General features: G+C 68.0%; 27 protein-coding genes and 2 pseudogenes. 13 read left to right on the forward strand and 16 right to left on the reverse strand.

Translation table 11 applies throughout. The annotated features are described in order from the left end of the window. Positions 1–35 precede the first annotated feature (35 nt). Complete coding sequence (locus ACFYNL_RS27170) at positions 36–1025, reverse strand: STAS domain-containing protein (RefSeq protein WP_388807635.1); 990 nt, start codon at positions 1023–1025, stop codon at positions 36–38. Positions 1026–1404: 379 nt separating this feature from the next. Here ACFYNL_RS27170 and ACFYNL_RS27175 point away from each other — a divergent pair, with 379 nt between their 5' ends. Continuing rightward, positions 1405–1710: a hypothetical protein gene (locus ACFYNL_RS27175; protein ID WP_388807637.1), complete on the forward strand. Its 306-nt coding sequence runs from the start codon at positions 1405–1407 to the stop codon at positions 1708–1710. A 103-nt stretch (positions 1711–1813) separates the two neighbouring features. Next, a complete protein-coding gene (locus ACFYNL_RS27180) occupies positions 1814–2230 on the forward strand; it encodes a DUF5994 family protein (RefSeq protein WP_388807639.1) in 417 nt (138 codons plus the stop codon). Positions 2231–2368: 138 nt separating this feature from the next. Here the strand turns inward: ACFYNL_RS27180 and ACFYNL_RS27185 are convergent, their stop codons facing one another. Next, entirely contained in the window at positions 2369–3412 is a 1044-nt protein-coding gene (locus tag ACFYNL_RS27185) for a fatty acid desaturase family protein (RefSeq protein ID WP_388807641.1), read from the reverse strand. 317 nt (positions 3413–3729) lie between these two features. Continuing rightward, complete coding sequence (locus ACFYNL_RS27190) at positions 3730–4515, reverse strand: hypothetical protein (RefSeq protein WP_388807642.1); 786 nt, start codon at positions 4513–4515, stop codon at positions 3730–3732. Between the two features lie 116 nt (positions 4516–4631). Here ACFYNL_RS27190 and ACFYNL_RS27195 point away from each other — a divergent pair, with 116 nt between their 5' ends. From ACFYNL_RS27195 to ACFYNL_RS27220, 6 genes are all read left to right on the forward strand, one after another. Continuing rightward, positions 4632–5063 carry an Asp23/Gls24 family envelope stress response protein gene (locus tag ACFYNL_RS27195; RefSeq protein ID WP_388807644.1) on the forward strand — a complete coding sequence of 144 codons (432 nt, stop codon included), beginning with the start codon at positions 4632–4634 and terminating at the stop codon, positions 5061–5063. Between the two features lie 39 nt (positions 5064–5102). Further along, on the forward strand, positions 5103–5330 hold the full coding sequence (locus ACFYNL_RS27200; RefSeq protein WP_365605641.1) for a hypothetical protein: 228 nt from the start codon (positions 5103–5105) through the stop codon (positions 5328–5330). Further along, positions 5327–5773 carry an Asp23/Gls24 family envelope stress response protein gene (locus ACFYNL_RS27205; protein WP_388807646.1) on the forward strand — a complete coding sequence of 149 codons (447 nt, stop codon included), beginning with the start codon at positions 5327–5329 and terminating at the stop codon, positions 5771–5773. Before ACFYNL_RS27200 ends, ACFYNL_RS27205 begins: the two co-directional genes overlap by 4 nt. Next, a complete protein-coding gene (locus ACFYNL_RS27210) occupies positions 5770–6468 on the forward strand; it encodes a DUF6286 domain-containing protein (protein ID WP_388807648.1) in 699 nt (232 codons plus the stop codon). Before ACFYNL_RS27205 ends, ACFYNL_RS27210 begins: the two co-directional genes overlap by 4 nt. A gap of 10 nt (positions 6469–6478) precedes the next feature. Further along, complete coding sequence (gene amaP, locus ACFYNL_RS27215) at positions 6479–7072, forward strand: alkaline shock response membrane anchor protein AmaP (RefSeq protein ID WP_388807649.1); 594 nt, start codon at positions 6479–6481, stop codon at positions 7070–7072. Between the two features lie 146 nt (positions 7073–7218). Continuing rightward, a complete protein-coding gene (locus ACFYNL_RS27220; RefSeq protein ID WP_388807651.1) occupies positions 7219–7389 on the forward strand; it encodes a hypothetical protein in 171 nt (56 codons plus the stop codon). Here the strand turns inward: ACFYNL_RS27220 and ACFYNL_RS27225 are convergent. The 5 genes and pseudogenes from ACFYNL_RS27225 to ACFYNL_RS27245 form a co-directional block, all read right to left on the reverse strand. Then, a complete protein-coding gene (locus tag ACFYNL_RS27225) occupies positions 7338–7724 on the reverse strand; it encodes an STAS domain-containing protein (protein ID WP_388807653.1) in 387 nt (128 codons plus the stop codon). The genes ACFYNL_RS27220 and ACFYNL_RS27225 overlap by 52 nt on opposite strands. A gap of 116 nt (positions 7725–7840) precedes the next feature. Further along, positions 7841–8056, reverse strand: coding sequence for a hypothetical protein (locus ACFYNL_RS27230; protein ID WP_388807654.1), 216 nt, complete (start codon positions 8054–8056; stop codon positions 7841–7843). 9 nt (positions 8057–8065) lie between these two features. Beyond that, a pseudogene (locus tag ACFYNL_RS27235) lies at positions 8066–8769 on the reverse strand (DUF5994 family protein). A gap of 81 nt (positions 8770–8850) precedes the next feature. Continuing rightward, a complete protein-coding gene (locus ACFYNL_RS27240; protein ID WP_388807656.1) occupies positions 8851–9084 on the reverse strand; it encodes a hypothetical protein in 234 nt (77 codons plus the stop codon). Between the two features lie 79 nt (positions 9085–9163). Next, on the reverse strand, positions 9164–10321 hold the full coding sequence (locus tag ACFYNL_RS27245) for a PucR family transcriptional regulator (protein ID WP_388807657.1): 1158 nt from the start codon (positions 10319–10321) through the stop codon (positions 9164–9166). Between the two features lie 667 nt (positions 10322–10988). Between ACFYNL_RS27245 and ACFYNL_RS27250 the strand changes: the two genes are divergently transcribed. From ACFYNL_RS27250 to ACFYNL_RS27265, 4 genes and pseudogenes are all read left to right on the forward strand, one after another. Further along, complete coding sequence (locus ACFYNL_RS27250; protein ID WP_388807658.1) at positions 10989–12152, forward strand: hypothetical protein; 1164 nt, start codon at positions 10989–10991, stop codon at positions 12150–12152. 215 nt (positions 12153–12367) lie between these two features. Further along, a complete protein-coding gene (locus ACFYNL_RS27255; protein WP_388807975.1) occupies positions 12368–13387 on the forward strand; it encodes a glycosyltransferase family 4 protein in 1020 nt (339 codons plus the stop codon). Between the two features lie 173 nt (positions 13388–13560). Further along, entirely contained in the window at positions 13561–14115 is a 555-nt protein-coding gene (locus ACFYNL_RS27260; RefSeq protein ID WP_388807659.1) for a class I SAM-dependent methyltransferase, read from the forward strand. A 133-nt stretch (positions 14116–14248) separates the two neighbouring features. Then, a pseudogene (locus ACFYNL_RS27265) lies at positions 14249–14677 on the forward strand (tyrosine-type recombinase/integrase); the annotation flags it as partial. A 275-nt stretch (positions 14678–14952) separates the two neighbouring features. On the opposite strand, the gene ACFYNL_RS27270 reads toward ACFYNL_RS27265, so the two are convergent. The 4 genes from ACFYNL_RS27270 to ACFYNL_RS27285 all read right to left on the reverse strand — a co-directional run bounded on the left by ACFYNL_RS27270 (position 14953) and on the right by ACFYNL_RS27285 (position 18251). Further along, positions 14953–15519, reverse strand: coding sequence for a Uma2 family endonuclease (locus ACFYNL_RS27270; RefSeq protein WP_388807661.1), 567 nt, complete (start codon positions 15517–15519; stop codon positions 14953–14955). A gap of 313 nt (positions 15520–15832) precedes the next feature. Continuing rightward, positions 15833–17419: a protein kinase gene (locus ACFYNL_RS27275; RefSeq protein ID WP_388807662.1), complete on the reverse strand. Its 1587-nt coding sequence runs from the start codon at positions 17417–17419 to the stop codon at positions 15833–15835. Between the two features lie 254 nt (positions 17420–17673). After that, positions 17674–17940, reverse strand: coding sequence for a hypothetical protein (locus tag ACFYNL_RS27280; RefSeq protein WP_388807664.1), 267 nt, complete (start codon positions 17938–17940; stop codon positions 17674–17676). Next, positions 17937–18251 carry a hypothetical protein gene (locus ACFYNL_RS27285; protein WP_388807666.1) on the reverse strand — a complete coding sequence of 105 codons (315 nt, stop codon included), beginning with the start codon at positions 18249–18251 and terminating at the stop codon, positions 17937–17939. Before ACFYNL_RS27285 ends, ACFYNL_RS27280 begins: the two co-directional genes overlap by 4 nt. A 148-nt stretch (positions 18252–18399) precedes the next feature. On the opposite strand from ACFYNL_RS27285, the gene ACFYNL_RS27290 reads away from it, so the two are divergent. Further along, positions 18400–18663 carry a GntR family transcriptional regulator gene (locus ACFYNL_RS27290; protein WP_073941479.1) on the forward strand — a complete coding sequence of 88 codons (264 nt, stop codon included), beginning with the start codon at positions 18400–18402 and terminating at the stop codon, positions 18661–18663. A gap of 67 nt (positions 18664–18730) precedes the next feature. Here the strand turns inward: ACFYNL_RS27290 and ACFYNL_RS27295 are convergent, their stop codons facing one another. The 4 genes from ACFYNL_RS27295 to ACFYNL_RS27310 all read right to left on the reverse strand — a co-directional run bounded on the left by ACFYNL_RS27295 (position 18731) and on the right by ACFYNL_RS27310 (position 25967). Continuing rightward, positions 18731–19399: a hypothetical protein gene (locus ACFYNL_RS27295; protein WP_388807668.1), complete on the reverse strand. Its 669-nt coding sequence runs from the start codon at positions 19397–19399 to the stop codon at positions 18731–18733. Positions 19400–19510: 111 nt separating this feature from the next. Then, positions 19511–22708 (reverse strand): type I restriction endonuclease subunit R, encoded by a 3198-nt coding sequence (locus tag ACFYNL_RS27300; protein ID WP_388807670.1) that lies wholly within the window; start codon positions 22706–22708, stop codon positions 19511–19513. 2 nt (positions 22709–22710) lie between these two features. Beyond that, positions 22711–23961: a restriction endonuclease subunit S gene (locus ACFYNL_RS27305; RefSeq protein WP_388807671.1), complete on the reverse strand. Its 1251-nt coding sequence runs from the start codon at positions 23959–23961 to the stop codon at positions 22711–22713. After that, the gene (locus tag ACFYNL_RS27310; protein ID WP_388807672.1) at positions 23958–25967 is read right to left on the reverse strand and encodes an N-6 DNA methylase; all 2010 of its coding nucleotides are present in this window, start codon (positions 25965–25967) and stop codon (positions 23958–23960) included. Before ACFYNL_RS27310 ends, ACFYNL_RS27305 begins: the two co-directional genes overlap by 4 nt. Positions 25968–25993: the final 26 nt, after the last annotated feature.

Genomic DNA, 25993 nt, shown 5'->3' on the forward strand with positions numbered 1-25993 from the left:
GCCCGCCGGCTCATCGACCACCACAGCCGTCCCGATCACCGGCCTGCCGGGGCGGGGCTCTCCACAGGCAGGATCAGCACGCAGGGGGCCACCGGGCCCGGCAGCCCGACGACCTCTCCCATGTTCTGCCAGCCCCAGGACTCGAACGCGGTCTGCCCGGCCTGGTCGGCCGGATGGAGCAGGGCGACTCCGAGGGCGGTGTGCCGGTCGGTGAGCAGGCGCTGTTGCAGCCGGCGGGCGATGTCGCGGCGCTGAGCGTGCGGCTGGGCGACGACCTGCGTGAGGACGACGAACCGTGCGCAGGTGGTGAGCCGTTGGATGCTCTCCCGCAGCAGTTGGTCGAACCCTCGCCGGCCGGAGCCGTCCGGGCCCAGCGGAAAGCCGTAGGCACAACCGACCAGCACCGTCGTCTCGGCGACCAGCAGCGCGAAGCCGGGCCGCCTGGCACTGGCGGCCAGGTGGCGCAGGAACTCTCCCCGGCCGTGGAACGACGCACCGGGAGTGTCCGCGACGGACGCCATGGCCAGGTCCGCGATGTCCTGCTCCACTCCTTCGGTCTGCCAACGGGTCAGCCGACGCAGGCGGATTCCGTCCTTGAGGACCGGTGTGCGAGCGGTGTCCTCACGCGTCCGCGTCCCGTCGGCCGACGGACCCGGGGAGGCCGCCTCCGAGAGGCCGCGGGGCAGCGCGGGCGGCACGGGATCAGTGGGGGCCGCGAGGAGCAGGGGGGTGGAGCCGGTGACAGCGAGGAGCCGGGTGATCTGCTCGCACGGATGGTGCAACCGCAGAGACGTGTGCACCCGGCCGGCGCGCCGTGACATCGACAGGAAGACGTCCAGGCCCCTGGCGTCGCAGGAGCCGACCGTGGTCAGGTCGACGTCGATGACGGTGACGCCGTCGCGCAGACACTGCTCCAGCGCGGCCCGCAGCAGCGGTGCCGTGGCCGGGCCGATCGCACCGGCGAGCGTGACGAGAGCCCCCTCCCCTCGGTTCCGCCGGTGGATGTCCAGCCGGGAAAGGACCATCACGCCTCCCCTCGGCGGCAGCGCGGGCCGGTGCCGGTACGCGGTACGCGGGCCGCCATGACGAGCGTGCCTTGCGTTGCTTCGACCGCGGCGGACATGATGCCGACCCGTCTCCGCGCCGACCGCTGGGGTGGCTCGGGGTTCCTCACACGCCGAGGACGACCCGGCGTGGCGGCCGGAGTACGTGATGCCCTCGGTATCTCAACCGTACGCCGCCCGCGACCGGAAGCGGCTGCGCCGGGGGTGCCAGGAGTACGGTGGAAGGAGTCGAGGGTACTTCGTACTCCGGTGACAGGGCTGGTCTCGTCCTCGGCGTGCGGCACAGTAGGGCCGCGCGACACGACACGAGCCGTTCCACGGCCCGGGGCAGGTGCCGATTATGACCACCGAATCCCTGCAGGCGCACTCACCCTCGACCGAAGACTTTCCTGACGACGCTCCCGCCGAAGGCACGGTCGAGGTGCGCATCGTCTCCACGGACGCCGAAGCGGCCCGGCTGGTCGCGGACGCTCTCCGGCTGCTGTTCGCCGGGGGCGAGCAGCGCAGCTATCCGGCGTTCACGTCGGGGCGAGGGACCCGTCTGCACCTCACGCTCGACCCCGCGCGGGGCGCCGGCCCCCTCCGCTCCTGGCTGGACGTCAGCAGACCGTCCCTCGACCGGACGCATCCGGGCGAGACCGCGTGACGCGTGCACCTTCCGGGCCGCGGCCGGCGCCCGCCGGACCGGCCACCGCCCGCCGCATCCCCGACCGTGACGGGTCACCATCCGCACCAGCCCAGGAGCTCTCATGACGCCCGCCTCTTCGCTCCACCCGCCTTCCGCCCGGCTGCGGCTGGAAGCGCAACGTCACCCGGGCGGCTCGGCCCGTCGTATCGACGGGGCCTGGTGGCCGCGGTCGTACGACCTGACCGCCGAACTGCCGGGACTGCTCGCCGGGTTGCCGCACCACTGGGGACACATCAGCAGTGTCCTCGTGAACGGGACGATGTGGTCGTTGCCCGGGGACGGGATGCTGGTCGCGGACCGGATGGTGCACGTGCGTCGGACGGACTCGCCGCGAGTCGAACACACCGTCTGCCTGCTCGCTCCGGGACACGGCCGCTGGGACCTGCTCGTCGTGCCACCGGCCGCAACGGAGACGGAAGCCGAGCGGCTCATGGATACGACCACAGCGGACGACCCGCTCGGGGAGCACACTGCCTGACCGGTTGAACCGTTGCCGTGCGGCGGGCGCCGGCCGACGGCTGCCGGTGGCCGCTTCTGCGAACCGAGTTCTCAGCCTTGATGACCTTGGCGATGTCGACGGTGACCGCATCACGGTCCGACGGCTCCTGCAGGGCGCTCAGATGGGGACACGTGCGTGCCGGAGCGGTGCTCCGGCCCGGTGGAGACTGGCGAGGGCCAACCGGTAGGAGGTGATCAACCCGGTTTCCACGTACTCCACACCCAGTTCCTGGCAGTGGAGCCGCACGATGGTCCGGGCCCTGCGCAGGTTGGGGCTGGGCATGCTGGGGAACAGGTGGTGCTCGATCTGGTGGTTCAGCCCGCCCAGTGCGATGTCGGTGAGCCTGCCGCCGCGCACGTTGCGTGAGGTGAGCACCTGGCGACGGAGGAAGTCCGGGCGGTCCTCGCCCGTCAGGATCGGCATGCCCTTGTGGTTGGGCGCGAAGAGGGAGCCCAGGTAGACACCGAACAGGCATTGGTGGACGGCGAGGAAGGCGATCGCCATGCCGGGCGGCAGCAACCACAGCAGCACGGTCAGGTAGAGCACGAAGTGTGCGAACAGCAGGACGCCGTCGAGCGTGCGGTGTTTGAGCGAACGATTGGCCAGTGCCTTCACGCTCGACACGTGCAGGTTGAAGCCCTCCAAGGTGAGGAGCGGGAAGAACAGGAACGCCTGCCAGCGGCCGATCAGGCGGGGGAGCCCCTTGGCCGCCCGCGCCTGGTCCTGGGACCAGACCAGCAGGTCGGGGTCGAGGTCGGGGTCGAGTTCCTCGTGGTTGGGGTTGGCGTGGTGGCGGGTGTGCTTGTCCTGCCACCACCCGTAGCCCATCCCGATACCGGCACCGGCGATCCGTCCGGACACCTCGCTGGCCCGGCGTCGGCGGAACACCTGGCGGTGCGCGGCGTCATGGGCGAGCAGGGCGACCTGGCCGAAGACGACGGCGAGGGAGGCGGCGACCGCCAGAGTCCACCAGCTGTCGCCGATGAGCGCGACGGCGGCCCATCCACTGACGTAGAGCCCTGCCACCACCGTGGTCCGCAGCGCGTAGTAGCCGGGACGGCGCCCCAGCAGCCCGGCGGCGGCGATCTTTCTCGACAGGCGGGCGAAGTCACTGCCGGATGCCTCCGAGGGCGGGGGCCGGACCGTGGTGTTACTGCTCATGATGGTGAAAACTCATTCCGAAGAAGGCCGGTTGGCTCGGCGCCGCCCCGGGAGCCGCTGGGACCGGGTCGCAGGCAGAGCCTTTCGTCCTCCGTGGTTGCGCACACATCACGCGACCACGGAGCTGGGAGGCGTCTGCTTCGTTCCGTCAGCGGCTGTTGCGCAGGCCCTCTGTTTGTCGCGGGTACCCCGCCGCGGGGGTCTCACGCCGTGTCAGACGGGGCCTGCGGAGCGGTCCGCGTGCATGTCGGCAGAACCGACTCCGGCCGGTGAAGCGGATCCCGCTGATCGCTGATGAGTGCTCGACGCCCGGCCGGTCAAGCCGCGGTCTCGGTGATGAGGACGGCAACGGTGACCGGGCCCGGGGCGTCGTTGGCCGCCGCGTCGGCCACGGCAGTCCGGACGGCGCGCGCGACTTCCAGAGGATGGTGTCCGGGGGCGACCGCGAGATGGACCTCGACACGCCGGCCGGGTGGGTCCGCATGGTCCTCCATCTTGACCGGGCGGCTCCCCAGCACGGCGGTGAGGCCGCCGACGCCCGGAACACGCGTTGCGACGTCCGCCAGATCCCCGACGGGCCCTCGCCGGGAGCCCGCGCCTGTCACGGGGAGCGAGCTGAGTGCGGCTGCGGTCGTTGCTGCGGCCGTGCTTTGCGGCGTGGGTGTCATGGATCTCGCAACGGTCCACGCCTTCGCGCCTGTCTGCGGGACCTCATGGACATCCGTGACGCGCAGGTCGGCTGTCACGGTGGCCAGACCGAGCCGTCGAGTGGCCGCGTCCAGCAGTCTGCTCCTCAACTGGTCGGCGGTTTCGGGCAGTGGCTCCCCGAGTGATGCCGAAAAGGCGGCTTCGATCCTGAGCGGGCCCGGCGGCAGCGCACTGGCCGGCGGACGGACGGCCGGCTCGGACACGGAGTCGAGCGGCGCGGGCCCGATGCGCAGAGACTCCAGCCGCACCCCGGAAATCTCGTTCGCGGCCCGTCGGAGGGCTTGGACGGCCGCTTGCTCGGTGATCCATGTCCCGTCGGCGGGCCCGCCCAGCGGGAGCAGCCGACCCTGGCCGAACGGGTGCCGTACCGCCTGCGCTCCTGCTTCGGTCTTCACCGGCTCGCACCTCCTCAGGCGACTTGTCAGATCCTCGTGCCTCGCGGCGTTCAATTCCCGCAATGCGTATAAAGCGAATAGGGGGTCAAATAAACCTCTGAGTGAGGAATATCCCGATGACCGAGAACACCGGCGCAAGGCACGGTGGCGCTCCCGCTTCTCGCGGCCGGACGACGGTCGCCGATGTGGTGGTGGAGAAGATCGCCGGAATGGCGGCACGGGACGTGCCCGGCGTCCATGCCCTGGGCAGTGGTTTCGCCCGCTCGATGGGGACCATGCGGGAGCGGATGCCCGGCGCGGGCAGCGGCAGGTCCGTCACACGCGGGGTCAGCGTCGAGGTCGGAGAACTGCAGGCGGCCATCGACTTGGAGATCGTCGTCGACTACGGAGTCGCGATCACGGACGTGGCCGGTGAGGTGAGGGAGAGCGTGATCTCCGCGGTGGAGCGGATGGCGGGTCGCGAAGTCGTCGAAGTCAACATCGCGGTCAGCGATGTGAAGCTCCCCGACGAGGAGGACGAAGGCGAAGAGCGGCAGCGGATCCAGTAGCCGGGGGCGCAGTAGCCCGCTCAAGTGAAGGAGCACGTGATGAGCAGGGCCGTGGTGGGCTTGATGGCCGGAATGGCGCTGGGTTTCGCCGCGTATTTCGGTGACTTCTGGGCTTTTCTGCTGGTGCTGGGGCTGGGCGTGGTCGGTCTCGTGGTCGGGCGGTTCATGGAAGGCGATCTCGAACCGGGCGACTTCGTCCGCCGCCGGGACCGGCAGGAGCGGATCCGCGATGACCGTCGACGGGTTCGGGGAGACTGGCGGCAGTGACCGGTGAAGCCGAGCGGCGTCCGGGCGTCGCCCGCGGCGAGCGCGGAGGGATCTCCGTCTCCGACCGGGTCGTAGCGAAGATCGCTTCCCACGTGGCGCGCGAGGCGCTGAGCCGGTTCCCCGAGTCGGTCGACCACGTACCGCCGGGCCGCCGGACACCCCGCGTGACCACCTCCGTGCGGCGGGCACCGGAGCGGCAGACCGCAGGGCGAGACGGCGAGTCCGCCGTCGGACGGCAGGCGGCGCTCGGCGAGGCACGGCTGCGCATCGCCGTCGAGCTCGGCTATCCGTCCGACATCGGGGCGCAGTGCGCCGCGGTGCGGCGGGAGGTCACCGAACGGCTCAGGACCTGGTCCGGTATGGACGTGTCGGATCTTGTGGTGTCGGTCGGGCGACTGCACTCGGCGCACACGCGGCACGCGGGCGAGGAGAGGGTGCGATGAGTGCGCACACCCGTCGGCGGCAGGCCGTTGACAGCGACCTTCCCCCCGAACCCGGAAAGGCGGACCTGCCCGCGGACGGCAGCCGGCGCAAGGACTCGACTACAACCGACTCGACACCGGCGGTCGGGGCAGCGGACAGGCGGGTGCGCCGTTTCTGGTCGACGCGGCGGGTTCCCGCGGCCGTGGTGGCCCTGTTGTCCGCCGCGGCCACCGGACTGCTCCTGTACGACGTGGTCTCGGTCCGTGCAGGCCGGTCCGCGATGCGCTGGCGGCGGCGGCTCGCCGAGGAACTGGCCACCCGGCCACTGGACGACGTCTGGATGATCGTCGGGGCCGCAGTCGCGATGGCCGTCGGCCTGGGGCTGTTCCTGCTGGCGGTGACGCCGGGACTGCGCAGGCTGCTGCCCATGCGGCAGCCCGCCGGCCTCCCCGGGAAGGGGGAGGTCCGCGCCGGGCTCGACCGCCGCGCGGCCGCCCTGGTTCTGCGCGACCGGGCCGTGCAGGTACCCGGTGTTCAGTCGGCACAGGTCGCCGTCGGCCGCCGAAAGGCCAAGGTCCGGGCCCGCGCCCATTTCCGGGATCTCGAGGAGGTCCGCGCGGACCTGGACGCCACGCTGGGTGAAGCCGTGAGGTTCCTGGGTCTCGCCCGGCAACCCACGCTGACCGTGCGCGTCCGGCGCCCGAAGAAGGGCTGAGGCGATCCCGATGCTCAAGACCGTGAACCGGGTGCTGCTGGGGCTCCTCGGCCTCGGACTGTTCGCCCTGGGCGGCGGCGTGCTGCTGGGCGGGCTGGACCTGCAGCGCCGCTGGGACTTCGGCATGCCGGGCTGGTGGCCCTTCCGCGGGCCCGACGACGTGGTGCTGGGCACCGAGGGACGCACCCGGTGGCGGGAGGAAGGCTGGTGGTGGCCGACCGTCATCGCCGTGCTCGCCGTGCTGCTGGTGCTGCTGCTGTGGTGGCTCCTCGCACAGCGCAGACGCCGCCTGGGCGGCGTCCTCGTCGACAGCGGGGACGGGGCTGCGGCCCGGCTCGACGGCCGCACGCTGGAGAACGTGGTCGAGGAAGAGGCGCAGGCCCTGGACGGGGTCTCGCGGGCTCATGTACGGCTGACGGGCCGAAGCACCGCTCCGGCTGCGCGCGTACGGCTGGTGCTGGAGCCTCATGCGGATCCAGCGCGGACGCTGGGGCGACTGAGCCGGGAAACACTCGCGCACGCCCGGGACTCGGCCGGCCTGGACAGCCTCCCCTCGAAGGTCCGACTCAAAGAAGTCCGCCACCACGCACGACGCGTCGGCTGAGATCCACAGGGCCGGACTCCCCAACGGGGGACCCGGTCCGGCTCGCAGCTCGGGCAACGGGGGACGAGGGCCGGCTCGCAGCCCAGGTCTTGATGCCTGGCCCGGAGTCAGCCACGCCGCGGTTCCCTCCAGGGAGGCGTCCCGCCATGGTCCTGTTCCTGACCCTGCTCGTCGCCGGAATCGCTCTGATCGCCATCGGGGCGGGCGTCGACGGCATCCTCTGTCTGTCCTCCGCCGGTGTCCTGCTCCTCATCGCCGATCTGCTCTACCTGGCGGCCCGCTCCCTGTGGCGCTCCCCTCGACGCCCGGCCCGCTGAGGCCGCGCCCCTCCCGGTCTCGTCGCACGGAGCAGACGGTCGGAGCCCGTGTCCGTGAGCAGTCGTTCGGTCTGCGGGGAGGGGTGGTGCAGCCGCAGGGACGCGTGGGTCTCGGCGGCGTGCCGTGACACGTCGAGGAAGACGCGCAGGCCGCTGCTGTCGCAGCGGTCGACGGTGGTCAGATCGACGTCGATGAGGGCGATGCCGTCCTGCAGGCACCGCTCCAGAGCGGCGCGCACGCGGGGCGAGGTGGCGGGATCGATCACGCCGGCCAGGGTGACCAGTGCCCGCCTGTCCCGGTCGTGCCGGTAGATGGTCAGCTGCGGAAGAGTCATGACGCCTCGGTTTCGATGTCGCTCAGATGCCTCGATCCACGGCCCGGCCGCTCCTCGCGCTGCCCAGGGCCCGGGTGACGCCCCGGGCACGCGTCGCCGCGGACCGAGCCGACGGTTCAGAGGCGCGGCCGGGTGGCCGGTGGTGCGCCCGGATCATCACCCGCGGTACGTGGTGTGTGGTCCGGCGCGCCATGGCCGCGGCGGCCGGGCCGGGGGGTGCTGTACCGGTACGCGGCGATCCTGTCGGCGTGCTGGAGGTTGAGCCGGTGGATCACGTACGCCGCCACTGCGATGAGGACCACGAAGGCGGCGGCTGTCAGGAAGGCGTTCATGGCGGCACCTCACATACCGATGATCAGCCGGCTGGCCCGGACGGGCGGACCGGTCTGGCGGGGAACGGCTGCGGAGACCGCGCAGGCGCCGCCCTCGTACTCCCATGCCTCGTCCGGGTCCAGTGGCCGGTCGGCCGCCGAGACACCGTGCCGGGCCTCGTCCGCGGCGACGAGCGCGCTCGCGGTCAGAGGCGGGCCGTCGTGGTCGGACGCGGCAGCCATCAGCCGGGCCGCCGACTCAGCCCCGGTCTCCGGCGGGATGACCAGGAGATCCCAGCGGCCGGTGCCGTAGGAGAGCAGCAGCAGCTTGTGCGGGTCGATCTCCGGGGTGAACCAGCCGACCTTGACGATGTGGCCGTCCACAGGGATCTGGCGGGGGATGACCGGCCAGTGTTCCGGGTTGACGGCGATGCGGGTGATGCGCCCCCACAAGGGGTCCAACACGTCGGTGAGTGCCGGCAGTTCACTCAGCAGATCACGGGAGCGGGGCCACCAGGCTCCGTCCAGGAGTCCGCGGGAGGTGCCGTCGGCCTTCAGCGCGAGACGCGCGACCGGGGCTGCGACGGACTCGGGGTGCGGCAGGGTTGGGTACAAGGTCGCCGACATGGTGCGGACCCGTCTCGGGCCGCCTCTGCGGCGGCCCGGGTTTCATCTTTCGCCGAGGACGACCCGGCGTGGAAGCCGGTGTGCGAGATGCCCTCGGTGCTCTCCACACTACTCCGCGTTTCGCTGCGGCGCGGAGCAGCGGCCGCGGGGAGTGGAGTACCGGGCCGGGTGATCTCCCGGCAAGTGCCTCAGGTCATTGTTGCGGTCCCCGCGGCAAGCATGCTGGTGATCGCGTGCATCGCCCGTCGGTCCTTCTTCAACAGGCCGTCGTACTCGCGCTTCGAGACGTCAACGCGCTCACGCGTCGGGCTGTCGACCTGGATCGCGTAGTACCGACCACCCTTGGCTTCCCCTGCCTGCTGCGCCGTCCCGGACAGCACGCTACTGGCGGTGAGTGCGACCCCCGTGGAGAAGATCACCACGAGGACACAGCGCACGGCGATGGGCAGACAGCGCAGGGCACGCCACGGAAGCCTCGGATGCCTCCTCCGCAGTGCTCGATCAAGGGAGAAGTCGGGAGGATGCCTCTGGTTGCAAGGCGAGGAGGAGCAGGGCGAGTTGGGCTCTGAGGCGGTGGAAGGGGTGGTGGAGGTCGAGTTGAGTGAGGTGCTGGATGCGACGTAGCCGATCGGTGAGTGTGTGGCGGTGGATGTAGAGGCTCTTGGCGGTTTCGGTGACGCGGAGATTGTGATCCAAGTAGGCGCGGAGGGTGTGCAGCAGGTCGGTTTGATTGCCACTGAGGTAGAGAGGGCCGAGGCAGGCAACGAGGAAGGTCTGTTGTGCTCTTGGGCTGCTTTGCGCCAGGGCCAGGACTGGGGCAAGCTCGTCCGCGTCGAGTTCACGAAGCCGGTAGTAGTCGGCGATGCGAGCCGCCAGGGAAGCTCGGTGGACGGCGTCCTCACGATCGGCATCTGTACTGGCTGTGCCGCAGGGGGGAAAGGTATCCGGCAGTACCGGGACGTCGCGGCAGAAGGCAGTCAGGGTCGTGTGCTCCGTCGTGACATGGGCATAGGGGTTGGTGGCTTGCAAGAGCCGGGTTGCCTGGCCGGCCTCCTGGGCACCATCGGCGTGGGCGACCAGGCACCAGCGGGCACCGGCTCGTCCAGACGATGACAGCGAGCCGGGCAGAGGTGACAGGTTCGTGGCGACGGCTCTTGCATGCGGGATGCCGAGAGGATCGTGTTGCGCGTCACCGGCCAGCTGCGAGCCGTACACGGTGATGATGGCGTCGGCGGCGATGGCGAGCACTTGACGGATCGCTGTGTTCATGGCGGTGGCCAGGTGAGTTTGCTCGCTTTGCGAGGCTTGGCCGGCGGTGCGGGTGAGGACTGCTCGTTGCAGGGCGGTGGCGCAGGCCTGCTGCAGCAGCACCGCCTCGCCCGCGCTGTGCTCATGGCGTCGGGCGTTGACGAGCCGGCGAAAGCGGTCGTGCAGCTGGTCTGCTTCTGCGCGGCGATCCAGAGCTGCGAGCCAGAGCGTGATGTCGTCGACAGGCGGGCGCGGTGAGGACGGCGCCCCGGCGGTGGCCTGAAGGAAGTGGGCGACAGCGTGCTCGGCCAGCGAGACGCTCTCGGGCTGTATCTGATGAAGGGCATTGTGAACGGGAGTGGGCAGGTCCCCGGAGGAGTGGGGGTGACGTGACTGCGGCGGCACGGTCATGAGCGGCTCCTGAATAGCAGCTGCATTGAGTTCGACTGGCACATCGAACAGGTGGTTGCATGCCGAACTGGCAGACGCTGGGCGGTCCGTTTCACCCTATGAGTCACGGATCATTCCTTGGAGGCCCAATCGGGGGATCCTTTAAGTGTGATGATCTCCCCGATGAGCAAGTCCTGGCGTATTCCACAAGCCTATGCCCCATTATTTTCTGGTAACTCCCACTACTGGCGAAGTTCTCAGCTTCGCCATCGGCGTGAGCCCCGCCCGCCCCACCCCCTCCCTGCTTCCTCCCTGGTCGTACGGCCCTCTGTACGCCGGCGTCTGATCCATTTACGCACAAGGAGAGGGATCGTGCCGCCGGCGGTGTGGACATCTTGGCCAATGAAATGTGGCCACCTGGTCCAGTGTCAGTGCGGCGACTGGCGGACACCCTAGGAATATCAGTCGACTTCCTGTCCGCAGCAGTTCGTGAAAGTTGTCTGCGGCGCAGGATTCACGGGCTCATTCTCGGTGATTGGAGTGCCGCATGACATCCCCCGCTAATCAGCAGGGAAAACAAAGCAACAAGATCGGCCCGGGCGGGTGGGAGCTCTTGACCCTGGGCTACGCGAATCGATTCTCGACATGGGATTCGGAGTTCCGGTACGACGGGCGACTTCGCGTTCCGATGGGCGCGAAGATCAAGCAGATCAAATACGCCGACGGCGCTGACGGTAATCCCGACAGGGGCGCCGGCGAGGTGCGGCGCGGCCAGATGGGGATCGGGGAGGAGTACGAGATCATCGACCGTGCCTTCCTCGACGACGCCGATCTCCTCACCTTCACTCTGCGTGGTGACGCAAACGGCAACGCGGACAAGCCCGGCATCTGGAAGATGCGCGTCGACGTACGACTCGACGACGGCTCGGTACTCACGGCCGAACCGGAAGTAGAGGTGATGCGGAGCGAGGGGTCGGACGCCACCAGGCCGTTCGTCCGCCTGCCGTACGACAACCACTGGGGCGGCAATCCCAACAGCCAGGCCGGGTTCGGCTACGTCGCGGACGACGGGATCATTCCCGGGGACAAGCTCATCATCGATCTGGTCGACCCGCTGGTGAGCAACGACACTCCCGGGTCCGTCTTCTACCAGCTCGTGCACGAGGACGGCACCCCCTCGGCCTACACCCCCGTCCCCGAGCAGCTGCACGTCACCAGCCACAAGAGCAGCAGCACGGCCCACAGGACGCCGCTGCCTCCTCTCAACCTGAGGCAGAAGGGCGACAAGCCGGGGTACTACCGCTTCCTGGTCTGGCCGCAGTCCGTGAATTCCAAGTACAGCGCGGACCCCAGCGACCCCGATGCGGCGTCCCAGATCGGTAGCGTCTACTACCGCTACTCGGCATGTGGCGGTGCCCCCGCTTCCACCTTCACGGTGTCACCGGGCGGGCCGCCGGATGTGACGCTCACTCCCGGCGGCGGGGTCGGCTACCCGGGCGTGCGCCTCCAGGCGATGGCGGGTGAGACATTCCCGGACCAGACCGTCCGTGTCAGCCTGCCCCGGGACAAAAAGCTCAAGTTCGTCGCGGAGAGCGGCTCCACATACCTGCTGACCGTCCAGAACTCTCAGGGGACGATGCAGCACCATCCGGGCAGCCTGTCCGCAGACGGCCAGACCCTCACCTTCCGACACGTCGGCCTCCTGCTGACCGGAGCAGGTAGGGAAGCCAGCATGTGGGTGGCGGTGCAAGCCACCGGCTCCGCGCCGCAGGGGACCACGCGGTTGACCTTCCAGGTCGGCGGCCAGACCTCGCCGTCCTCCGCCATCCACGTCGTCCCCGCCGGGGCTTGAGAGACGGACGGAGCGGCTGCGGCCTTCTGACCGCACTGCCCTGTGACGCCACAAGCCGAGCACACGAGCGGCGCTGTTGTGCGGCATCCGGCCGCACGGCGGCGCCGCTCGAGCTCCTCGCACTTCTCGCAAGGTTCCCGCCCGATTGGAGACCAACCTCGGTGAAGACAAAGCCGTTCCGAACCGCCCTGGCCACGCTGTCCGGCCCGCGGAGTCTGTCCATCATGGCCAGGGTGTACGGATACCCCCCCACCCACAACGCAGGGTCGGAATGGATGCTTCATTCCATGCTCCGTCCGCTGGTTACCCGCGGCCACCGCGTAACGGTCTGGCTCTCGCACCCCAGCAACATGAGGGAGAGTTACGACATCGATGGGGTGCGTGTCATCCCTTACCAGCAAGGCAGTAACTTTGCCCACGAGGCCCTGGCATCAGACGTCCTCCTGTCGCAGTTCGAGAACGTTCCCCTGATTTCCGGTCTCGCCCGACCTCGCGGGATTCCCGTCGTCGTGATCTGTCACGACAACTTCAACCAGAGTTTTCGTGACGCAGCTGGCGCCGATCTCGTCGTCTACAACAGTGAATGGGTCAGACGCGACAGCGAAATCTTTTATGCGCACTATCCCGCGGAGTGGCTTCCCAGGAACTCGATCGTCGTCCGCCCGCCAGTAATCGCTGAAGAATACCGTACTCAGCCAGGTCAGTGCGCGACCCTGGTCAACCTGAACCCGGATAAAGGCGGCGACATCTTCTGGCAGATCGCCGCATGGTCACCGGAGTGGCGCTTCCTTGGAGTCCGCGGAGCCTATGGGACTCAGCTCGCACCGCCGACACCGCTGCCCAACTGCGAGGTCATCGACGGAGTGGACGGAAAGAACATGCGCACACACGTGTACGCCCGCTCCCGTGTGATGCTCATGCCCAGCATCTACGAATCATGGGGCCGCGTAGCGGTCGAGGCGTGCGCCTCCGGCATCCCTGTTATTGCCCACCCCACCCCCGGGCTGGTTGAATCGCTCGGCTCGGCCGGGATTTTCGCCTATCGCGACGACCTCAATGCCTGGATGTACGCCCTGCAGTCCCTGCGTGATCCGGATACCTGGAAAAAGGCGTCTCATCGCGCCAAAGCCCGCTCTGACGAATTGAGCGCGACGGCCGATCTGGACATCTGGTGTGACGCCATCGAGTCCCTGCACTACGGAAAACGAAGAGCTTCCGTTCGCTCGGTGATCTGAACAGAGCAGACCTTCACTGTGCGATATCCGTTGCGGATGTCACACAACGGTGGCCTGCCGCAGGCGGGCCGGCTGATGCGCTGTAAACCCACAATTGGCCCCGGTCGGCCCGAGGCCCCCGCGCAGAACCTGACCACCAAGACCAAGGAGACTCGGCAGTGCCAATCCCAGTGATGAGTGACATCCTGAACGCAGAGCTGGCTCGCATGCGCGACGCCTGCCAGCGCAGTGCTCTCCACCTACTGGAAACCGGGTGCATCCGGAACACTGCCCCTGGACACCGCCTCGCTGACGGTTGGTCAACCCTGATCTTCGCAGAGCACGTCAAAGCGCACAGCGGAAGCGTCACCTCAGTTGACCTGGACACCGCGCAAGCCAAAGCCGTGCTGGCTTCCGAGTGCCTGGCCGATCAGGTGCAGTTCATCGAGGGCCACTCCGTTGAGATGCTCGGCGCGCTACGGGAACAGGGGAAGACGTACGACGTCGTTCTGCTTGACTCCGCGAACGACCCGGAACTCACCTTCGAGGAGTACCAGGTAGCCGCCGACATGGTACGCAGGCCCAACCTGGTAGTGGTTGACGACGTCAAATACTACTCGGATTCATACGGTGTCAAAGGAGACGTACTTCTCCCATACCTTCAGTCAAAGGGGATCGAATTCCGAGTGAGGCGCAGATGGGGAGGTTCCGGCTGGATCGACGTTATTCTTTTCGAGTCTCCTGCATGAGAGAGGCGACTCTCGTCACCCAGTGGTAAATCCGTCGATTGCTGGATAGGCGGCACCCTCGCCGAGCGCGACCGGGTCGGCGGCTCACGCCGGCTACCCCCGTTATGTTGTCCGCGGTCCTGCAACAGGGCCTGACGGCGATCCGAAGAGCCGCCGTCGCCGTGCCGTCCCGCTGCCCGCCTCCGCGTCGCGCCCCTCCACTGTCACCGCATGCGGCAGGCAGCTGCCCGAAGGACGTCGGGGGAGAGGTGGCACGAGTCCGGCTACGTCTTCGCCCCCCGTACCGGCCGCCAGGTCGAGCCCCGGAACATCTACCGCTCGTTCACGCGCGTCGCCGAGTCCGCTGGCCTCCGCGTCATCCGCCTCCACGACGCTCGCCACGGCACCCGCCACCCTCCTCAAGGCGGCCGGAGTCGCTCCCCGCGTCGTGATGGAGATCCTCGGCCACTCACAGATCAGCATCACCATGGAAGTCCGCACACACGTCGTCCAGGACGCCCAGCGCGCAGCCATGAGCCACTTGGACCGGCTGCTGCGAAAGCGGCGACCCGGTCGCGAGTGACCGTCCCCGTTGATGTCAGAAGTGGATGTCAAAGGCCCCGGACCATGATCGGTCCGGGGCCTTTTGGCTGGTGCCCCCGGCAGGATTCGAACCGGCGACACCCGCTTTAGGAGTGGGATTGGATCCTTGCCGGGGGATGCGGGGCGCTGCCGCGCGGTGCTGTTTCCCCTGGCCAGAACCGCACGGCGAGCCACTTGATCCGGCTCATGCCGCCCTGTGTCGGACCGTCCGCTCACGCATCGCTCACGCGCTGCAGGCTACTGAGCAGCGCGTGGTCAGACCTGACCGAGGTCGATCTCCACCGGGAAGGGGGCCGCTACCTTGAGGATGCCGGTGAACACGTCGCCGTCCCGGTAGGTCTTCGTCGCGGGGTCGAGAACGTAGGTGTACACCAGAGGAACGCCTGTCGCGGCCTGCTCGATCCGCCAGTAGAAGCCGATGCCTGCCTTGGCGTACTGGTCGACCTTCACGATCCGGTCGGTGGTCTCCGAGCCCGGCGACACCACCTCCACGACCAGCAGCACGTGCTCAGGGCGGGTGGGGGTGATGTCGATGGTGTCCGCGTGGTACACGACGACGTCCGGGCGGCGATTGGTGAGCGGGACGTCCTGAAGCCGGACGTCGAAGTCCGTGTCGGCGTTCCACTCCGGGCCCGCAGCGGCATCCAGGGCGTTCGCCACAATCCGGGCCAGCCGGTTGTGCCGCTTGGAGGCACTGGGACTCACGACGACCATCCCGTCCACGATCTCGATGCCGGCGCACTGCTCCTCGGACCAGGAGTCGTACTCCTCCGCCGTGATCTGCTCATGCATCCACGCCGGGGCCACCATCTCGGCCGTCATGAAGCACCTCCCGGACGCTGTGCTGCGGGCCCGATCCCGCTGGATTCAGCGTACTGTCCGCCATCCGTCCGGCACGCTGAACTCGCTCACGCTCTCTCCCGTCGGCCGACATCCGACCAGTGAGCCCACGGCAGGTGGGAAACCGGCGCGGTGGACTCGCCGCCAGAGGTTCGGAACACGGCCGACGGCACCACTGGCCCGACGGCCACACCGGTGAGCGCGAACACCCTGGCCACGTGACCACGTGACCGTCGCGAAACCCTCGGCCGCAGAGCAGCATGGTTGTGGCGATGCTGCTTCTGGAGGGCGCGGGTCAGGAAGCCGAACCGTCGAGGTCGAGGCGGATCACGGCGAGCGCCTCGGCGATCTCGACGGTCATCTCGTCCTCCGGGCCGAACACCATGCACATGTCCTGGTGGAGTGGTTCGAGGACCTGTCGCGCCTCTGCGGTCCGCCCCTGGGCGAGCAGCAGCATCCCGATGTTGTGCCGCAGCTCCACGGCTTCCTCACTCACGTCGCTGTCGACGGCCCGCACGACGTTCAGCACGCCCTGGAGCGCGGCGAGCGCGTCGGTGACCTGGCCGAGTTCGGCGCGGCAGCGGGCCGCCTGGGCGCGGCAGGCGCGGGCCTGCTCGCCGGTGGGCCCGGCGATACGGGCGTAGGCGTCGGCGAGGGTGTCGAACTCGGGCAGGGCGGCCCGGTAGTCGCCGCCGAGGAGGCGGATGGCCGCCCGCTGGCGGCGCAGCGCCAGGACCTGCTTGCTCTCGGAGCCGAGGGCGAGGGCTGCGGGTGCGATGACCTCGCCGAGCACCTCGGCGGCCTGCGCGAACCGCTCCTCCTCCAGCAGGGCGTCGGAATGCGCGTACGCCTCCTTGATGTCCTCGCGCAGCCGGGCGGGGACGGGCACCGGCTGGGCCCCCGGGAGCACGGCTGTCGGCGCCGGACCACCGGGCGCCGGGCTCTGGGCGCGGGCACGGGGCGCGAAGGGGTGACGGAACACGCCCGTCGGGTCGGGCGCGCCGGCCGGCCCGGCATCCGCCGTGCCGGGCTCCTGGCCCGGCGGCGGGAGGAACGGCAGCAGCCGCGCGTACACCTCCTGCGTGTCGGCGGGCCGCGCCTCCGGTGCCTTGCGCAGCAGGTGCAGGACCAGCTCCTCCAGCGCCTCGGGGACGTCGGGCCGCAGCTGTCGCAGCGGGGTGGGGGCGGCGTTGACGTGCTGATACATCAGCAGGTACTCGCTCTCCGCCTCGAACACGAGCCGCCCGCTGAGGAGTTCGTGCAGCACACAGCCGAGCGCGTACAGGTCGGTCTGCGGGGTGATGCGTCCGCCGCGGACCTGCTCGGGCGACATGTACTGGTGGGTGCCGATGGGGCTGCCGGTGGCGGTCAGCTTGGTGACGTCGGTCCGCAGTATCGCCGCGATACCGAAGTCGAGGACCTTCACGGTGCCGTCGCGAGCGACGAGGATGTTGCCCGGCTTGAGGTCCCGGTGGATCACCGGCACGTCGTGCGCGTACGACAGCACGGTCGCGACCTGCGCGGCGACGGCGGCCGCCCAGCTGACCGGCAGGGGCCGGCCGGGGTCGAGGTAGGCGGACAGCGGTACGCCGTCGACGAGCTCCATCACCAGGAACAGCCGCTCGTACGACGCGTCGAGCACCGCGTCGTACACCTGCGGCACACCGGGGTGCTGGATACGCGCGGTGATGCGGGCCTCGCGACGGAAGCGCTTGGCGAACTCCTCGGCCAACTGCGGGGAGGTGACCGACGCCTGCCGGATGAGCTTCACGGCGACGGGTCGGTCGAGCACGGCGTCGTATCCGCGCCACACGTCGCCCATGCCGCCGTGGCTCAGCTCCTCCAGGAGTTCGTAACGGTCGGAGATCGCCTCCTGCGGCACCTTGCCCCCGGTGTGCGTGATGAACAGTCACGGTCAGGGGTCAAGTGTGACCGCTGCGTCAGGACGGCGTCCAGCGGTCGCGGGGGACAGGGGCGGCTTCTACCTCGACGGATGAGGCTCGTAATCCTCCGATCCGTACCGGGATCCCCGTCATACAGGTCGGTTACAGCCCATTGCCGTGGCCGGTGGAGGGTGGGCGCCCAGGACGAACCTCCGGGTACCCACAGCCCCACCGGCTTTCGGCCGAATCGCCTCTACGCCGTCATGTCCGCCGCCATGATGCCGACGCATTCTTCCAGTGCGGCGTGCAGCGGCCCTACGAAGGCGGCGAGTTCGGCGTCCGAAGCCTTCCCCACCTCCAGTACGGCACCGACGACCGTCACCAGGACGGCGGCGGCCTTCAGGGCCTGCGCGTCGGCCAGCTCCTCAAGACGGCCGCCGGGGTCCGTGACCGCCAGGGCCTCCTTGCCGGTGCCCGGGTCGAGGCCGAGACTGCGCAGACGCGGCGTACTCGTGCTCATGCGGCGACCTCCCACGGAACCGGAACGTAGTCCTGCCCCCGCGTCGCCAGGACCGCCGCCCGGCGCCGCTCGCGCTGAAGACGCCGCCAGTCACGTTCGTCCCGCTCGCGTTCCCATTCGACGACGTACGGCCGGACCAGGGGCATGCCGTCGGCGGTGATGACGTCCGCGGGGTGCGGACACGTGATCACGGGCGGGGGTTCCGGGGCAGGCGGACAGGAGATGCGGGGCAGTGGTGGCGGCGCTGCGGCGCGATGGGCACCCCGGGCGGGCAGGAACAGGGCCAGAATCGCGGCCAGTAGGCTGCGCATAGGTCGACTCCCAATCAGTCGGCTGAGGCCCCGGTAGGGAAGTAGCCGCTTCCCGTCGGGGCCGCTCTGTGCTGCGAACCAAGGTTAGCGTGGATAACCGCAGATAACCACGGATGCACGGAATGCCGTGGTCACCCACGCTGAGATCATGGAGCTTGACCGCACACGCCCCCTGTGGCGGCAGATCGCAGCGGAGATCATCCGGCGCATCAAGAACGGCACGTATCCGCCGGGAAGTCGCGTGCCCTCCACTCTGGAAATCGCCCAGGAGTTCGGCGTGGTGAATGCGACAGCGGCGAAGGCGATGCGGCATGTGCGGGAGGAGGGTTGGACGCGGGGCGAGGTCGGGCTGGGGACTTTCGTCGCCGACCCCCTGCCGCCTTCCCCCGAAACTCCCGCCTCCTCCGCATAGCCAAGCTCGGTCGCGTTCAGGTGCCCCCACTAACTGAGCCGGCGGTCACGGACCTGATGCGGCGCCGCTACTTCACATCTTTGGCCAGGACGGCGACGGCAACCCTGCCCACCACCCTCGTCAGCACGTAGTTAGTCGAGCTGCTGAAAGCGACGCCCACGCCGGCCGGAATCGCCTTGGCCATCGCCTTCTGGGTGAAGGTGATGGACACCCGCTTGAACAACTGCTTGATCGTGACCAGGGCGGGACCTGTGAGGTACTGGTAGACCAGCTTCTGGGCGATCTTCTGCACCGCAGCCTTGCCGCCCTTCGACGCCATCTGTTCCACCGAGCCCGCCAGGGCGAGGGTGAAGGCGAGGTGCTTCTTGTCCTCGGTGCTCAGCTCGGTCTCGAACACCTCGACCAGGCACATGCACATGTCGACCTGGAGCTTCAGCGCCAAGGCGACATCGGTGGCGCCACCGCCCAGGATCGCGACCGCGGTCCCGACCCCCGGAACCACGCTCGGGGCGGCGGTGACGGCTCCAGCGGCTGCCGACATCTTGGAGTACCGGCCTATGATCTTGGCCGCGATCCGCCGCTTGTCCTCCAGGCTCTCGGGCTTCCGCTCGTTCTTGTCCTCGAAGGTCGCACGGTAACCGTCCACGACCTTGGCGGCCGCTGCCGGTGTCATGACCATCGTCTCGACGGCCTTCTGAAGCCGAGATCCCTCGGGCTCGTCCACCGCGTTGTTCATTTACCCCTCCCCATTTGTTGCACCTCATGGCGAGGGCAACCCGTACTTCCGGCAGTGCTGGTGACGTTCTCGAAGGACGTCCCGGCCGCCCCCTTGGCCGGGGCGTACACGTCAGATGTCGTCGTCCAGCCCCTCCTCGCGGCGGATCATCCGCCAGGCCGCCTTGCGGGCGCTGCGGTCCAGGCTGGACTTGAATCCCTTGTCGGGGCCGAAGTACTGGCGGCCCATGCCCGCGATGGTGTCGATGTGGTCGGCCATCTTGTCGGCGAAGACGTTGTCGAAGACGAGGCCGAAGTTCTCCTCGTCGTTGACGACGGCCGCCGCCCGCACCTTCGGGTCGGCCTTGGCCTCTTCGAACGGGCGGATGACGTCCTGCTCGGTGAACTCGGTGCCGAACCGTTCGTTGAACTTCTCGATCAACTCGGAGAGCAGCGACTTCTCCGCCTCCTTCGCGCCGCCCGAGCCGTCGCCGAAGCCCGGCATCGTCGCCGGCCCCTCGGGGGTGAGGGAGACGTCGTACTCGCCGGTCTTCTCCACGCGCAGATGGCTGAGGTCGACCTCGCCTATGTCCACCCCGCCGTCTGCGCGGCGCGGCAGCCGGTTGAGGAGGTAGCGGCCGTAGAGGTGCAGCCGCTCCAACTCGGCGTCCCGGTAGGGCACGATCTGCGCGAGGAAGCCGTACTTCCTGACGTAGTCGTTGAGGTCGGTGCGGAAGCCCTCCGCCGTCTCCTGGTCGTCCTCGTCCTCGCTTTCGAGCAGAGCGGTGAAGCGGGCGACGGCGGGGGAGAGCAGCCGGTACAGCTCGGCGTGCAGCTTCTCCCACTTGGACTGCGAGCCTGCCGCCTTCTCCTTGGCGGCGAAGTACGCGGCGGCGAACTCGTCCATCTCCTGCCCGGACAGGATCGCTGCCTGCATGACCCGGCTCTGCGCGGTGTAGAGCAGGTTGGGGTCGGAGGGGAGGGTGTTCGCCTCCTCGAAGTACGGGCGGAAGGACTCCTGTATGTCCTCGGCGTCGTTGACGAAGTCGAGGACCGCCAGGTCGGCCTGGGTCTTGCGCTCGGCGGTGCGGTTCAGCCGGGACAGCGTCTGGACGGCGGAGATGCCGGTCAGCGTCTTGTTGACGTACATCGTCGTGAGGAGCGGCTGGTCGAAGCCGGTCTGGTACTTCTCCGCCACGACCAGGATCTTGTACTCGCGCTGGCCCGGACCACCGGCTCGGGCGGCCTTGTCGTCGGCCCGCGTGTACGCGAACGCCTTCGGCAGCGCGCTCTCCGACAGCCCGCCGTTCTCCTTCGGCTCGGTTGTCTCCTCACCGTCGATGGTGAGCGAGCCGGAGAAGGCGACGAGGACACCCAGGTCGGGGTACTTGGTGTCGTAGTCCCGGTCCTTGATGTAGCTCTTGATCGCGCGCGCCATCTGCACGGCGGACTGCCGGGAGGCGGTCACCACCATCGACTTGGCCCGCCCGCCGAGACGGCCCCGGCTGTGCGCCACGAAGTGCTCCACGATCACTTGGGCGTGCTGGGCGACCGTCGAGTCATGGGTCAGCGCGTACCGGGCGAGCAGGCTGTTCGCCTTCGACGGGTCGACTTCCCGCTCGTCGGGGTTCTGGTTCACCAGCTTCCAGTACGTGTTGTACGTGACGTAGTTGCGCAGCGGATCGAGGATGAAGCCTTCCTCGATCGCCTGGCGCATGGAGTACGTGTGGAAGGGCCGGTAGGTCGCCTTGTCGTCGATGTCCTGGAGCGTGCCGAAGAGTTCGAGGGTCTTGGCCTTCGGCGTGGCGGTGAAGGCGAAGTAGGAGAGGTTCGCGGCGCGGGAACGCTGCTCGGCCCTCTTCTTGAGCTGCTCGTCCAGGGTGTCGCCCTCGGCCTTGACCGTGGTCGCGCCCGCGTCGTCCGAGTCGGAGTCCAGGCCGAGGTCGCGCAGGGCGGACCGTACGGCGGTGGCGGCGTCGCCGGACTGCGAGGAGTGCGCCTCGTCCACGATGATCGCGAAGCGGCTGCCCTGGATCTCGGTGGGGTTGCGCTGGAGGTAGTCGAGGAGCGCAGGGAAGGAGTGCAGGGTGACGGTGACGATCTTCCCGGTGTCGCGGGAGAGGGCCTTGGCGAGTTGCTCGCCCTTCGCCCCGTGCTTCTCGTCGATCTTCACGACGAGGCCCGCGGTCCGCTCGAAGCTGCCGACCGTTTCCCGGAGTTGGGCGTCCAGGTTGCGACGGTCGGTGATGACAATGACCTTGTCGAAGACCGGCACGCCCGGCTTGAGGCCCTTGGCCATGGCCTCGGCGTCGAGTTCGCGGGGGTCGGAGGGGGAGTGCAGATCGCTGAGGCGGTGCGCGAGCCAGCCGATGGTGTTCGACTTGCCCGAGCCGGCGGAGGCCATGACCAGGTAGTCGTGTCCCGCGCCGTGGATGGCGGCGTGCGCGGTGAGCTTCTTGACCACGTCCCACTGGTGGAACCTGGGGAAGATCATCGTCTTGGTGGTGCCGCCGCCCGGCGTCTTGCTCTTGTGCAGGTGCACGAACCGCTGGAGCAGGTCCAGCCAGTTGTCCGGGTGCCAGACCTGCTCCCAGAGGTAGGAGGTGGCGTAGGTGCCGTAGGCGGTGGGGGCCGGGTTGCCGGCGCCGCCCGGCTGACCGGGACCGTTGGAGCCGGTGTTGAAGGGGAGGAAGCGGGTGTTCTTGCCCTTGAGCTGGGTGGCCACGAAGACCAGGTCCGGGTCGACGGCGAAGTTCGCGACGACGCGGCGAGTGAAGATCAGCTCGGTGGGGTCGCGGTCGGTCCGGTACTGCTCCTTAGCCTGCTCCACGCCCTGCTTGGTGAGCGGGTTCTTCAACTCGGCCGTGGCGACTGGGATTCCATTGAGGAAGAGGGCGAGGTCGAGCCGGTTGCCCCAGTCGGCCTGCTTCGTCGCGTACTCGAGTTCGCGGACGACGGTGAGGCGGTTGGCCCGGTAGCCGTCCAACACGGAGTCGTGGGCGACGAGGTTCGGCTTGAAGTAGGCGACGCGGAGCAGGACCCCCCGGTCCTTGACGCCGTTGCGGAGGACGTCAAGGAGCCCATTGGTGGCGATGGCCTGGTCGAGGCGAGTCGCGAACCCACGCTGCGCCTCGTTCGGGTCGCCCCCGTAGACGGTGAGCAGCTCGCTCCACTCGTCGGGCTGGGTCGCCCCGATGAAGGTGAACAACTCGTTGGTGTCCACGCCGAGATCGGCCCGGTAGTCCTGCGGACGTGCTTCGCGCCAGCCGCGCTCGACCATGGCGGCGACGATGGCATCACCGAAGGCGGACTCCGTGTGGATGGGGCTCATGGCTAGGCGGTCACTCCGTCCGTTACGTTGCGTCCGCTGGCAGTGGAGACGTCGAACTGGCCCGTTACGGCGGCGGTGATCAGGGCTTGGCGGCGTTCGGTCGCAAGTTCTACAGATCGGGTGATCACGCCACGAAGTGGGCCCAGCCTGGTAATCCAAGCGCCGATCTCACGCTGCTCGTCAGCAGGCACTACCGGGATGGGAATCCGACCGAAAAGGTCCCAGTTTCTGAAATCAACTGCCCGCTCGCGCGTGCTGGTTGCGAAGTTCCCAAGGTATCCCTGCAGGGCTAGCAAACGGAGAAGTCTACCCATGAAGCGGGCGTCGCCATCACCAGAGGGAACACATACATGGTAGACGGGGCTGCAATTTCCGACGGCTTCAGAGGTGCCGATGGCTCCTGCGAAACCATCGAGACCGTGCACAACAACATCGCCCACCTGTACGTTCTGCCCCTGCGGATCCGAAGATGCCGAAAGCGTGTACCCTTCCGCGCGCCGCAGACTTCGCTCCGTCACTTGGCCGTCCCGATAGGCAGTAATGACGCCCAAACTAGAGACAGGAGGTCGATTCACCTTAGTTAGGGCCCTGCGGATGGGTAGCACAGGACTGCCAGTCGAGGGGCGCACAAGTTCACTAGAGCTCACGTATTGGAGAATTCGACTATCAATGCGCTCGTCCATGAGCGAGACCAGTCGAAGTTTCTTGGCGACCAAGTCGTGGAGCTTACCGAGTTCGCCATCGAGGTAGTTGGCGATGCGGCACTGCTCCTCCGTGAGTGCGGCCGGTACAGTTAGGTTGCCAACTTGATCAAAATTAAGGCCCTCGCGATTCCCGCCCACCTGGAGCTCGAAGATCTGTTCCTGGACGGGCCGAGAGGAGAGTGTATATGCCAGATATCTGGAGTCTGCTTCTGCGTTGGGGCGAATGATGCAGACATGCTGATTTACATTGGCTTCCCCAAGGTCTTCTGGAGCCCTAGAAACTCGACCCAACGAAGCGCCAGTGATGTTCAGCAGGACATCACCCGGCTTGACTCTGGTCCCACGCATATCGCGGTGAGTGGCCTCGCTGATGTAGACCACATCATCCAATCGCAGGCCATCGAAATGGATATTCTGGCTCCGCAGGAAGGGCACCCCGGATACGAGGTAATTCTCTGAACCGCCAGACGGTGTTTTTCCGCTTCCGATCTTGGTTGCGAGCGTTTTCACGCGTCGAGTTCCCCAGCGGGAATCGAAAGAGATCGTCATTCCGTCACCTCGCCCAGCAGCGCCTGGATCTCCGCCTCCAGCGACTTGAGCTCCGCGTCAATCTCCGCGAGCGGCCTCGGCGGCTTGTACACGTAGAAGTGCCGCGTAATCGGGATCTCGTAGCCGATCTTGGTCTTAGTATGGTCGATCCACGCGTCCGGCACATGCGGCAGCACCTCGCGCTTCAGGTACTCCTCGACGTCCTCCCCAAGCGGAACGTTCTCGTAGTCCCGCAGCTCCGTATCCGGCTCAGCCGCACCCTTGACCTTCTGGACCTCGCCCTCCGGATCCCGTACCCCGACCGCGTCCCGTACCGCCTTAGCGAACGGCGCTCCCGAAGGCCACGTCAGCCCGGCCACGACCACCGCGTCCTTGAGCGCGATGAAAGCCTCGGACTTGGTCGTCCAGGAAGAGCCGAGCAGCGTACGCACCGCCGCGACGAACTCCTCACTCCGCTCCAGCCTCGCCACCGGCTTGGCCTCCGCCAGCGCCGCCAACGTCTCCTCCGTCACCTCGAACCGCAGCTTCAACGGCCGCTCCACGGTGATGCGCTGGTAGCCGAAGTCCTCGTTGGCGAAGACCTTGACCTTGCCGTGCAGCGGGTGCTCCGGATCGCCCGCGACCTGCAACGCCTCCGCGTACAGCCGCGTGATTTCGCCGATGTGGTCCGGGCGACCGTTCGTCCCGTCGCCCAACTCCTTGCGCTTGTCGCCCAGCGACTTGCGCATCTTCACCCACTGGTCGCGCGCGTCCAGCAACACGACCTTGCCCTTGTGATCGGCGTCCTTGCGGTTAGTGAGGATCCAGAAGTACGTCGAGATGCCCGTGTTGTAGAAGAGCTGGTCAGGGAGGGCGACGATCGCCTCCAGCCAGTCGTTCTCCAGGATCCAACGGCGGATGTTGGACTCGCCGGACTCGGCCGCGCCCGTGAACAGCGGGGAGCCGTTGAAGACGATGGCGATGCGGGAGCCGCCCCCGCCGTTCACGTCCACCGGCTTCATCTTCGAGATCATGTGCTGGAGGAAGAGCAGCGAGCCGTCGTTGATGCGCGGCAGACCCGCGCCGAAGCGACCGGCGTCACCGAGCGACTTGTGCTCGTACTCGACCTCCTCCCTGACCTTCTTCCACTCCACGCCGAACGGCGGGTTGGCGAGGATGTAGTCGAACTTGCGGCGGGCGTGGCCGTCGTCGGAGAAGGAGTTGCCGAAGCGGATGTTCTCCGGGTCCTGGCCCTTGATCATGAGATCGGACCGGCAGATCGCCCAGGACTCGGGGTTGAGCTCCTGCCCGTACACCTCGACCGTCGCGTCCGGGTTGAGGGCCTTGATGCGGTCGTCGGCGGCGCTGAGCATGCCGCCCGTGCCGCAGGCCGGGTCCATGACCGTGCGGACGACACCCGGCACGGTGAGGGCGTCCGCATCCGGTGCGACCAGCAGGTTGACCATCAGCTTGATGACCTCGCGCGGGGTGAAGTGCTCACCCGCGGTCTCGTTCGACTGCTCGGCGAAGCGGCGGATCAACTCCTCGAAGATGTAACCCATGTTGTGGTTGGGCACGACGTCGGGGTGCAGGTCGAGGTCGGTGAACCTGCCGATGACCTGGTAGAGCAGGTTCGCGCCGTCGAGCTTCCTGACCTGCTGGTTGAACTCGTACTTGTCGAGGACCTCGCGGGCGTTGTCGGAGAAGGCGCCGACGTAGATCTGCAGGTTCTTCGCGGCGTTCTGCGGGTCGGCCGCGATCTTCCGCAGCGTAAGGTCGCTCTTGTTGTAGAAGGAGTGGCCCGAGGCCCTGCGCAGGAAGTGGCCGGTGTCGATGTCCTGGCCCGCGAACCTGGCGACGGTCTCGACGACCTTCTCGCGCGTCGGCTCCAGGACGCACTCCAGGCGGCGCAGCACGGTGAACGGCAGGATGACCTTGCCGTAGTCGGACTGCTTGTAGTCGCCGCGCAGGAGATCGGCGACGGACCAGGCGTGGTTCGCCAACTCCGTGTGCTTGCTGCTGTTCAAGAGGTCCCGGCTTCCTTCCGAAGAGA

Origin of the sequence: Streptomyces sp. NPDC007808 (genome assembly GCF_042868655.1) — a bacterium.
GTDB lineage: Bacteria > Actinomycetota > Actinomycetes > Streptomycetales > Streptomycetaceae > Streptomyces.